The sequence below is a fragment of the Streptomyces sp. NPDC107498 genome (assembly GCF_055582805.1).
The window spans coordinates 1-10,578 of the sequence record NZ_JBVJPE010000049.1; the positions used below are offsets into that span (position 1 = coordinate 1).

A 10,578-nucleotide genomic window follows, 5' to 3' on the forward strand; every position below is an offset into this window, starting at 1 on the left:
CAGGACCAGGCTGCCGCCGAACTGCTCGCCACGCTGGCCGAACGCAAGCAGGTCACCCCCGAGACGGTGCTGCTGTGGTGGCTCCAGCGACACCCGGCCCGTATTGCACCGGTGATCGGAACCTCGGATCCCGGACGGATCCGGGCGTGCCGCCAAGCGGTCGGACGGCCACCGGAGCTGGAACACGAGGAGTGGTACGCCCTCTGGCTCGCAGCCCGTGGCGAACCGCTGCCCTGACAGCCGCCGACGGTGTGCGGGCAGGTCTGAGGCGCCCCGCGACTCACCGGTAGGTCGACGGGGCGTGGGACGCTGAGAATACAGACACTGGCTTTAGCTAGTCGCTCACGCGAAAGCGCCAGCCCGCACTGGTCGCGACCAAAGCCGCCTCCACTCACGAGTCTGTCGGTAATCAACGCCAGCTCCCCAATCCCTACGTCCTTCACGTCCTTCCAGCCCGGCTCCGGCTTAGAAGTCATCTCATTTGGTTGAATCGGTAGGCTGTGGGCTCGTGGTGGGGATTGTTGAGCGGCTGGTGCCGGACGAGTTGTGGGAACTGTTCCAGCGAGTGGTGCCGGAGGCTCCATCGCGACCTCAGGGCGGTGGTCGGCGTCGGCATGGCGACCGAGAGGTGCTGGCCGCGATCGTGTTCGTGGCCACTTCGGGCTGCACCTGGCAGCAGTTGCCGTCCGCGTCGTTCGGGCCGTCGGGAGCGACTGCCCACCGGCGTTTCTCGGAATGGACGAAGGCCCGCGTGTGGGCCAAGCTCTACCGCCTGGTCCTCGACGATCTCGGCTCGCGAGGCGAGCTGGACTGGTCCCGCTGTGCGATCGATTCGGTGAACATGCGGGCGATGAAAAGGGGGACCTGGCGGGTCCGAATCCTGTCGACCGGGGCAAGTACGGCTCGAAGATCCATCTGATCACCGAGCGAACCGGTCTGCCCATCTCCGTCGGGATCTCGGCAGCAAACCTGCATGACAGTCAGGCCCTGATCCCACTGGTCAAGTGGCATACCGCCGATCCGGTCCCGTCGCGGGCCTCGACGGCGCAGGCCCGGCAAGCTTCACGGCGACAAGGGGTACGACTACTCCCACCTGCGACGGTGGCTACGCGAGCGAGGTATCACCCACCGCATCGCCCGCAGGGGCGTCGAGTCCTCGCAGCGACTGGGCCGCCATCGCTGGACCATCGAACGCACCATGGCCTGGCTCGCCGGTTGCCGCCGGCTCCACCGACGCTACGAACGCAAGGCGGACCACTTCCTTGCCTTCACCACCATCGCCTGCGTCCTCGTCTGCTACCGCCGGCTCGCTTGCTGATGTGGGTTCGCAGCAGCTGTACGGCGAGGTCATGATCGTAGGAAGTGGCCAGGTCCAGGGGAGTGTGACCGTCTGGATCAGCGAGTTCAGGATCCGCGCCGAACGCCAGCAGTACGGCTGTGGTGTGCACCGTCAACGGCTGGCCGCTCTGCAGGGCGCCATCCCCCTCGGTGTCGATCGCGTGCGTCAGCAGCGTCATGTTGCTGAAGACCTCATCGGGGTCGGCGCCGTGGGCGAGCAGGCGGGCCAGGCTTTCCGCATCCTCGTGCTCGACCGCGTGATGGGCTGGTGTCCAGTAGTCGCTCATCGAGGCATTCAACAGCGATCGAGACGCTCTCACCAGCAATATTCCCCACTGCCGGCAGCCAAATGAGATGACCTCTTACTGAGCCTCTTCAGAGTGGCCACCGACCGGATGACGATCGGCTCCCTGAAGGCTGAGTACCAGTGCAGATCAGCCTTGCGGAGTCATTCACCCTCCAGCACAGGATGAAAGAGGTTCAGTTGGGGCCGTAGATGTGGAACATGCTGCCGTGGCGGCCATCGACGCCCCAGATCGCGTGGGTGTCGGTGGAGCCGTTCTGGGGGTCATGCCACTGCAGGTTGCCCTGGCCGTGGGCGAGCGCCACCATCGCGTGGCCTCCTCGATGACCGCGCTCGAAGAGGACCGCGTACCGGCCGGCCGGGGCGTTCGCGAGCTGCTCCTTGACGGTGTCCGCGTCGGCGCAGTGCACGGAGGCCTCGTTGAGCCCCGCCATGCGCAGCAGGTCGACGAAGTGGCCGAGCCCCGTGCCGCCGGCTTGCTGCATCTGCTCGGTGCGGAGGACTGCATCTGCTCGGTGCGGAGGAGAATTTCGTGGACCGTGCAGCCGGAAAGGATCGCCGTCACGCAGTAATAGCAGTTGTCGTTCAGGCCCTACATGTTCGTGGGCTGGGTCACGGGCGGGAGCTCGCTTTCATCGGTCATGAGGAGAGGGCGGGACGTCCCTCGCCGTCGGCAACGTTCGCAGGAAGTGGGAGGGAACGTCGTTGCCCTGACTGCCCGTCACCAGGGCAGCAATCACGGCATAGAAGTCGTCCGGCGTCGGGCCTGGGGCATCCTTTCGGGAAGTCGGCCGGGCGGGACGGCACCGGTTCGGCGCTCATCGGGGGCTACGGTCAGATGGACGAGCCGGGCAACGAGACCGCGATAACCAGGTCTCCGTTCGCGCGGAGGGCTGAGGCGTCGCCCCGGTGTCCCTGGGCGGCAGCTCGGACGATCAACGGGCCGAGGCCGCTGCCGCAGAACGCACCCGTCTCCGTCGCGTTGGTCCGCACGTCGAGCGTCTCTGCGATCAGCTTGTACCTCACCGCGTTGTCGACAAGGTTGTGGGCCATCTGTTCCAGCAGCAGCAACGGGCCGTCGGTGGTGGGCACGCTCTCCGGGTTCAGGCGCGTCCGTAGGTTCCGGCGTCAGATCTGCCCCTCCAGGCGGTCGAGAACGGAGATCGTCACCGGCGAGCAGCGCTCCGATTCCGCCCGCCAGTGGCGTCGGCAGGCGCCGTTGGCGCATCCGCGCCGTCGGCACGCTCGCGGCCTCTGTTTCAGCCCTGTGGTGGCCCCGGGGCGAGCACCCCGCGTCGAGCTTCCTGGTGGGTCGTGTGCGCTCGCGCGCCCGGCGCCGCAGCGTTGGTGTTCGCGCTCCGACGGCTCTGCCGTGCCGGAGCCGGCCGTCCCGTGGGGCCTTGACCGGCACGGTGCGGCCCCTCCGTGCCGGTCAGGGGTGGGGTGTGACGGGTCGGGTGGGGTCAGTTGCGCGCGTTGATCTCCGCGACGATCGAGGCCGGGGTGTGGCCGCTCTGGTCGGAGACGCGGTGGAAGTCGACGGAGACGAAGTTCGGATCCCGTCCACCGGCGGCCGGGCGGCATCGCTGATCGATGCGGTCACGCAGCTTGGTCCCGTTGTCGAGGGCGGCGTTGATGAGCGTGGGCACGTTCCGCTGGTGGCTCATGACGAACAGGCGCCGGAAGCCCGGCTCCTGGCGGTCCAGCGGCACGTCGGCCCAGCGGGTGACGCAGGAGACGTCGTTGCCGAGGTCACCCAGGCTCCAGAAGTTGCTGACGGTCCACGCCTTGTCGTACATGACGCCCAGGTGCTCGCGATCGGCCTCGTCGCTGAAGATCAGGAGGCGCTTCCCGGCGGCGACGAGGTCGGTCATCCTGGGCCATCCCTGCTGACGCACGCCCCACGCGTCGGGACGGAAGAGCACCTGGTCGAGACCGCGTACCCGGCCGAGCGAGTCGCCCAGCTGTTGGGCGCTGACGTAGTCCTCCAGGAAGACGCTCACGACCTCGGTGGGGTTCGCGACAAGGAAGTCCACCACGGTCTGCATGCTGCCCTGGAACGACTGCCGGGGCAGCGCGTACGTGACCCCGGCAAAGGTCTTGCACTCGCCATGGCAGAGGTAGACGTCGCTCGGATAACAGTCGCTGCCGAAGCTGATGGTGCAGAGCCACCTGCTCTTCTGATACCAGTGGGTGTCCAGGCTCAGGCCGCGCACCCCGTTGTCGAGCTGGTGCCGTATTGACTCCGACTGGGCCACCGAGGTCCAGCGGGCGTCCTCGTAATTGGCGAACGCATTGTGGGTGGCGAGGAAAGTCACCTCATCGAGCCGCTTCTCCCCCCAGCGCGCCCGCGCCTGGGTGACGGCCGCGTCCTTCGCGATGGCGCGGGCCTGGGCGAAGGCCGCCGCGACGGCGCCGGTGCGGACGGGAGGGGGCTCCGGCGCGGCACTCGCGAGGGCCGGCGTCCCCAGAAGCCCCAGGAGAAGGAGGAGGACGAAGAAAGACCGTCGAATCCTCACCGCGGGCGCGTTCCCGGCGGAACGCGGTCCGGACCGTAGCACTGGGCCGGAAACGGCCTGCCTGTTTGGCATGTCCATGCTTGACATGCGTGGAAGGGTATCGCCCTGAAGGACCTTTCGCACCGGTCTAATGCTTATCAACCGATACGAAGTGAAACTTCGGCCTTCGGTGTCGCACGGAGACCTTCAGGCCGCCGCTGACACCTCGCGGAGACAGCCCGCCCCGTCTCCCGCGCACGGCGCAGCAGCCCTGTCGCTACTGAACTACCAGTCAGTCACATGCATTGTGTATCGCCTTGTGTCGGCGGGGCACAAGACTCCGGACGACCACGTGCCTGAAGAGGCAACCAGGATCCGTCGAAACACGGGGCGGCCCGGCCACGCCGAGCGTGCCCCGGCCTTGAGAGCGCGCCGCCCGCCGGTCACGGCTTCCGGACGATCGCCTGGAATTCCGTCTTGAACTGGTCCCTGAGCAGGGCTCGTATGCCGGCGACCGCGGATCCGAGATCTGCATGTCGGAGCTCACCCCTCCGCTGCCGCTCCCCAAGATGTGAACTCGCCTGGAAGTCGATGCTGATCGGCAAGGACGACGTCATCGAAACGTACGTGCGGAACGCGGGGTCGGGATTGTCCCCGCGGGCGACGGCCTCCAGGAAGCAGGTGTTCTTCAGGCCCCTTTGCATCTCCGCCGCCCGCTTGATCGTCGACCAGGCGCGACTGCCGATCCCTGCTCCCAGAATTCGTCCAGGGTCCGGTAGGTAGCGGGCGACGAGACGTGAGACGAGTCCGGTTCCTCGTGCCGCTCGGGGGCAGAGACCGATTCCTGCTCCAACACGACCTGCTTCTTCGTGATGCAGCCGTGGAGGAGCCGCATCACCTCCTGGAGGCCGAAGGGACCGTCACCTGCCTTCACGATCACCTTGCCACGGTCCTCCCTGCCCTGGCCTCGTGGCCTGAGCCGGAGGCTCATCGGAAGATCACCGACGTCGATGTCGAGCGGGTGATCGTCAAGGCGCTGGAGAAGACCCCGAAGAACGCCACCCACTGGTCGACCAGGTCGATGGCCGCGGCCACGGACATGTCGCAGTCGACCATCTCGCGGATCTGGCGGGCGTTCGCGCTCGCGCCGCACCGGTCGCAGACGTCTCTGCTGTCGACCGACCCGTTGTTCATCGACAAGGTCCGTGACATCGTCGGCCTCTGTCTCGACCCGCCGGAGAAAGCACTCGTTCTCTGCGTGGACGAGAAGTCGCAGATCCAGGTCCTGAACCGGTCCCAGCCAGTGCTGCCGAACGTTCCCGAACGCCGCAGCCACCACTACGGGCGGGCCGGCACCACGACCCTCTTCGCCGCCCTCGAGGTCGCCACCGGCAAGGTCATCGGCTCCCTCCACCGCCGCCACCGGGCAGCGGGGTTCAAGAGGTTCCTGGCCAAGCTCGACAGGGAAGTTCCCGAGGGCCTCGGCGTCCACTTGATCCTGGACAACTACGCGACGCAGAAGACGCCCGACATCAAGAAGTGGCTGCTGGGCCATCCGCGGTTCCACCTGCGCTTCACGCCGACCAGCGCGTCCTGGCTGAACCTGGTGGAGAGGTGGTTCGCCGAACTCACGCAGAAGAAGCTCAAGCGCGGCGTCCACCACTCGGTCCATGCACTCGAGCGCGACATCCGGGCCTGGCTCACCGACTGGAACGAGCACCCCAGGCCGTTCATCTGGACGAAAACAGCCGTTGCTCCGGAGCACGTCCGGCACCGGGCCTCACCTGTGCACGCCATATCAACGCAGGCTGGGCCCCACCTTGACGGAGGAACGCCACGTCACGTCGGTGAGCCCGATGCGGGGTGGGGCCCCGTCACCCTCCATGCGGTCTCGCCGTGTCGGACCAGCAAGGATGTCGCCATTGTTCCGTCGGATGAGGCGGGCCTGGACGACGGTTTTGGGCGCGGGTCGCGGTCAGGTCGCGGGTGCGACCGGGTGTCGCGCGGGAGAACCAGAGCGGTGTGCCGTCGGGTCGGGTGATGACACCTGCCTGTTCATGCCGTGCTTGCGGTGTCTCATCGAGTAGTACGGTTCGCCCGCACGGATCCGGTCGGTGGGGATCAGGGTGCCGCCAACGATGACGTGGTCGCCTTCACCGAGTCCGGTGAGGGCTTCGTGGTGGCCGGGTGCCCAGCCGACCAGGACGTCCAAGATCTTGTCGACGTACCGCCAGACGGTGGCCTGGGACATCCCGAAACCCTTTCCGAGCTGCAAGAGCGTCTCGTTCTCCGCAGGTGCACCAGTGTGAGAAGTACCTGGTCGAAGCAGTCGGGCTTGCGCCAGCGGGGATTGCCGGCTTGGCGGTGCTCGTACAGCAACCAGGCGACATGTCCGACGAGCTCGTGCGGGACGTCGAGCGCGGCAGGATACGGAAACCTTCAGGGCCCCTTCAGTCGCCGGCGCGATGAGTGGAATCGCCACGCCGGCGACGAGGGGGCCTGCCTCGTCACCACACCCGCTGACCAGACCATTTCTCCCTCCAGCACGGGATGAAAGAGGTTCAGTGACACAGCTCCGCGTGCCGGATCCGCCGCGAACCCGCACAGTGGAGAGGAGTGGCTGCGCGTACCGCGTAGTCGGCCGCGGCCGACTACGTGCGTCGACAGCCGCGGAACGGAGAACGGCGATGACAATGGACACGGCCATGCAGATCGGAATGGTCGGGCTGGGCCGCATGGAGGCCGACCTCGCGCGCCGGCTCGTGCGGGACGGCCACCAGAGCACCGTCTACGACGTCAGTCGTGCCGCCGTGGAGGTGCTGGAGGGTGGGGGCGCAGCGCCGGCGTTCTTCCTGAAGGAGCTCGTGGGGCAGCTGGAGCGTCCCCGAGCCATGTGGCTGATGGTCCCTGCGGCAGTGGTGCAGCCGATCCTCGACGAACTCGTCGAACTGCTGGACCCTTACGACACGGTCATGGACGGCGGAAACTCCTCCTACCGCGACGACATCACCCCGCTCCCGCGCCCTGGCCGAACGCGGCCTTCACCACGTCGACTGCGGAACCTCCGGCAGGGTCTGGGGTCTCGAGCGGGGCTACTACCTCATGATTCGTCCAGATGGTCCATAACGGTGTCGAGTACGGCATGATGGCCGCGACCGCCGAGGGGCTCAGCATCATCGAACACGCGGACGCCGGCCTGCGCAGCCGTACGGCGGACGCCGAAGCTGCGCCGCTGTCTGACCCGGAGGCCTACCAGTACGACACCGGCGTCACCGAGGTCGCCGAACTGTGGCGTCGTGGATCGGTGGTCGGCTCCTGGCTGGTCGACCCCACCGCCGATGCCCTGGCCCGCTCCCCGCGCCTCGACGACTTCTCGGGACGCGTGTTCGACTCCGGCGAGGGCCGCTGGACCGTCCTCGCAGCCATCAAGGAAAGCGTGCCGGTCCCGGTCATCAGCGCTTCCTCGTTCCAGCGCTACGAATCGCGAGATCTGGACGAGTTGACGGCAAAGGTGCTATCTACGATGCGCAGCGAATTCGGCGGGCACGCCGAGAAGCGTTCCGGCACGGCCGAGTAGGGCGCCATGGTGGAAAGAACCGTCCCGTCCCACGAACTCCGCCCCGCGGACCACATCGTCGTACTGTTCGGTGCGACGGGCGACCTGGCCAGGCGCAAACTGCTGCCCGGTCTGTTCCACCTCGCGGAGGCGGGGCTGCTGCCCCGGCAGTACCGTGTGGTCGGCACCGCTCCGGCGGGCGAGGCGCTGAGCAACGAGGCGTTTCGCGCCCATGCGCGGCAGGCCGTGGAGGACTTCGGACGCTCGCGGCCTGAAGGTAGTGCCTGGCAGGAGTTCGAAGCCCGCCTCTCCTTCGGGGCTGCGGATCAGGACGACGCCGATCCGCTGCTCCGGGCGGTACGCGAAGCCGAGCAGGCAATCGGCGGAGCGCCGCAGCGGCTCTTCCACCTGGCCGTCCCGCCTGCGGCCTTCCCGTCGATGATCGGTCTGCTGGGTGACACGGACCTGGCCCGCGGCGGCCGCGTGATCGTCGAGAAGCCGTTCGGCACAGACCTCGCGTCGGCACGCGCGCTCAACGCGACCATCCACGCGGTTTTTGAGGAGTCCCGCGTGTTCCGCATCGACCACTTCCTCGGAAAGGAAGCGGTCGACAATACCCTCGCCCTCCGGTTCGCCAACGGGCTCTTCGAACCCCTCTGGAACCGCGAACACATCAGTCATGTGCAGATCGACGTGCCCGAGCACATCGACATTCAGGGACGCGCCCACTTCTTCGAAGGGACAGGGACGTTCCGCGACATGGTCGTCACCCACCTGTTCCAACTGCTCGGGTTCGTCGCCATGGAGCCGCCGGTCGCCTTGGACGCCCAAGCCCTCCGCGACGAGCAGATCAAGGTGTTCCGCAGTATGCGGGCCCTGGACCCCAAGCATGTGGTCCGCGGCCAGTACGCCGGGTACCGCACCGAGCCTGGGGTCGCCCCGGACTCGGACACCGAGACGTTCGTCGCGCTGCGCGCCTGGGTCGACAACTGGCGCTGGGCTGGCGTCCCCTTCCACCTCCGGTCTGGCAAGGCACTTGCGCAAGGCCGCCACGTCGTCACCCTGGGCCTGCGCGAGCCCGTGCTGCGCATGTTCCCCCTGAACGCACAGGCCGTGGCGGACGGCCGTGCCAATGAGCTGGTCATCGACTTCGCCGACCCCGGAACAATCACGGCCCGTTTCCTGGCCAAAGAGCCGGGCCCCGCCCTGCGGCTCGCGGAAGCCGCCATGGTCTTCGAATATGGGACGTCTTTCACCACCGAGAACGCCCTAGAGGCGTACGAGCACCTGCTCCTCCAGGCCATGCTCGGCGACCAGGCCCTCTTCACCCGGTCCGACGGCATCGAACGCCTGTGGGAGGTGGCAGCCCCGCTGCTGGAGGCGCCCCCGCCGGTGGAACCGTACGCCCCGGGAAGCTGGGGCCCCGATCGAACAGCCGCCATCGCCGACCCGTACTTCTGGCACCTGTCACGTCCCCGGTGAACCCTCACCGGATCCGCCTCGACGCGCGGGGCCGAGCACGCCGGCCCGCAGCGCACGCACCTGCCTGAGCCGGGAACTTTCTGCCCTGTGCCGCCATGGGCCGCGTGCTGCTCTCCGGTCCTTCAAGGCGCTCCTTGCACCGCCGTTCCGGTGGTGAGGAGAGCTTCCGGCTGCGCCGGGAGCGGTGGTGCAGCGGGACCGGTGCCTGGCGGACCTGTGTGAGCCCAAGGAGAACCGCCGACGCCTCGCGGCGCAGCGCGAGCGGATCTGCGTCCAGGCGGACGAACGCCGACGTCAGCAGGAGGAGTGTCGGCGCGCCCTCGAAGCGAGCCGGCGAGCGCTGGAGGAGCGGCAGGCTCGGGAGTCCGCGGAGCGGCAGGCTCGGGAGTCCGCGGAGCGGCAGGCTCGGGAGTCCGCGGAGCGGCAGGCTCGGGAGTCCGCGGAGCGGGAGGATCCCGTGCAGCGTGCCGAGGTGTCCGCCCGGGCGTGTGGTCGGCGTCTCCGTCCCCCAGGCTGGCGACCTGGAACTGTGGATCCTGAAACTGCGGGCCGGGGGCTCCTTCCCCGGCCCGCTGGAGCGCCGGTGCCGTATCGACCAGGCTCTTTACGCGGTCGTCATGGAGGCGTATGTCCATGGCGTCTCCCCCCGCTCCGTTGATGACCTGGTCCACGCTCTCGGCTCGGACACCGGCATGTCCATGAGGGAGGTCTCCAGGATCTGCGTCGGCCTGTACGAACAGCTCCACGCCTTCAGAGTCCGGCCCCTGGACCACAGTCGGTTCCCTACGTCTTCCTCGGCGCCGCCTACGTCAAGACCCGCGTCGGCCACCGATCGTCTCCCAGGCCGTGGTCATCGCGACCGGTGTCACCTCGGATCCGGCTGGCAGCGCTACCGCGTTCGCGGCCTTCCCTGACCAGTACGGGAAGAAGATCCGGTCGACCAACCCGCTCGAACGTCTGAACCGGGAGATCAAACGACGCTCCGACGTCGTCTAGGTCTTCCCGAACACCGCTGCCCTCACCCGTCTGGCCACCGCCGTCCTCGTCGAACTCCACGACGAGTGGATCGCCTTCCCCCACCGGTACCTCACCACCGAGAGCATGGGCAGCCTGTATCCGGACAACACCACCTGCCTGCCCGGCACCACCGAATGATCAGCTCCATCACGCCAAGAGGCATGACCTGATGTTGTTAGGGACGCTGTCTCGCAGGAGATCGGGCTGCGCCGTCCAAGGTGTGAGTGGCGGCGATGGACTGGCGGACACTGCCTTGCGGCAGGTGTCGGCGAAGGCCCCGCTGGTGTACTAGGCCGTTTCCTTCGGATCATCTGATCGTTGGTTGATGTGTGTCGTTGACTGACGCCCAGTGGGCACGCATCGAGCCGTTGCTGCCGGACCGG

At 67.6% G+C, this 10,578-nt stretch carries 7 protein-coding genes and 5 pseudogenes; 7 read left to right on the plus strand and 5 right to left on the minus strand.

What is annotated here, in order from left to right:
• A pseudogene (locus ACZ66Z_RS36425) lies at positions 1 to 237 on the plus strand (aldo/keto reductase); the annotation flags it as partial.
• Positions 238 to 517: 280 nt separating this feature from the next.
• Positions 518 to 1,318 (plus strand): annotated as a pseudogene (locus tag ACZ66Z_RS36430) (IS5 family transposase).
• Here ACZ66Z_RS36430 and ACZ66Z_RS36435 read toward each other — a convergent pair.
• The 4 genes from ACZ66Z_RS36435 to ACZ66Z_RS36450 form a co-directional block, all read right to left on the minus strand.
• Positions 1,269 to 1,625, minus strand: coding sequence for an ankyrin repeat domain-containing protein (locus tag ACZ66Z_RS36435; protein ID WP_469940266.1), 357 nt, complete (start codon positions 1,623 to 1,625; stop codon positions 1,269 to 1,271). The pseudogene ACZ66Z_RS36430 and the gene ACZ66Z_RS36435 sit on opposite strands and share 50 nt — an antisense overlap.
• A 193-nt stretch (positions 1,626 to 1,818) precedes the next feature.
• Positions 1,819 to 2,127, minus strand: coding sequence for a toxin glutamine deamidase domain-containing protein (locus tag ACZ66Z_RS36440; RefSeq protein WP_469940267.1), 309 nt, complete (start codon positions 2,125 to 2,127; stop codon positions 1,819 to 1,821).
• Positions 2,128 to 2,476: 349 nt separating this feature from the next.
• Positions 2,477 to 2,734, minus strand: a complete 258-nt coding sequence (locus tag ACZ66Z_RS36445; protein WP_469940269.1) for a hypothetical protein — start codon at positions 2,732 to 2,734, stop codon at positions 2,477 to 2,479.
• Between the two features lie 371 nt (positions 2,735 to 3,105).
• Positions 3,106 to 4,161 carry a PI-PLC domain-containing protein gene (locus ACZ66Z_RS36450; RefSeq protein ID WP_469940270.1) on the minus strand — a complete coding sequence of 352 codons (1,056 nt, stop codon included), beginning with the start codon at positions 4,159 to 4,161 and terminating at the stop codon, positions 3,106 to 3,108.
• Positions 4,162 to 5,053: 892 nt separating this feature from the next.
• Here ACZ66Z_RS36450 and ACZ66Z_RS36455 point away from each other — a divergent pair.
• Positions 5,054 to 5,890: pseudogene (locus tag ACZ66Z_RS36455) on the plus strand (IS630 family transposase); the annotation flags it as partial.
• Positions 5,891 to 6,101: 211 nt separating this feature from the next.
• Here the strand turns inward: ACZ66Z_RS36455 and ACZ66Z_RS36460 are convergent.
• A pseudogene (locus ACZ66Z_RS36460) lies at positions 6,102 to 6,622 on the minus strand (transposase family protein); the annotation flags it as partial.
• Positions 6,623 to 6,827: 205 nt separating this feature from the next.
• Here ACZ66Z_RS36460 and ACZ66Z_RS36465 point away from each other — a divergent pair.
• The 4 genes and pseudogenes from ACZ66Z_RS36465 to ACZ66Z_RS36480 all read left to right on the plus strand — a co-directional run.
• The gene (locus ACZ66Z_RS36465; protein WP_469940271.1) at positions 6,828 to 7,286 is read left to right on the plus strand and encodes an NAD(P)-binding domain-containing protein; all 459 of its coding nucleotides are present in this window, start codon (positions 6,828 to 6,830) and stop codon (positions 7,284 to 7,286) included.
• Complete coding sequence (locus ACZ66Z_RS36470) at positions 7,256 to 7,717, plus strand: hypothetical protein (RefSeq protein ID WP_469940272.1); 462 nt, start codon at positions 7,256 to 7,258, stop codon at positions 7,715 to 7,717. The genes ACZ66Z_RS36465 and ACZ66Z_RS36470 overlap by 31 nt, the downstream gene beginning before the upstream one ends.
• Before the next feature lie 6 nt (positions 7,718 to 7,723).
• Positions 7,724 to 9,178: a glucose-6-phosphate dehydrogenase gene (gene zwf, locus ACZ66Z_RS36475; RefSeq protein ID WP_469940273.1), complete on the plus strand. Its 1,455-nt coding sequence runs from the start codon at positions 7,724 to 7,726 to the stop codon at positions 9,176 to 9,178.
• Between the two features lie 512 nt (positions 9,179 to 9,690).
• Positions 9,691 to 10,333: pseudogene (locus tag ACZ66Z_RS36480) on the plus strand (transposase); the annotation flags it as partial.
• Positions 10,334 to 10,578: the final 245 nt, after the last annotated feature.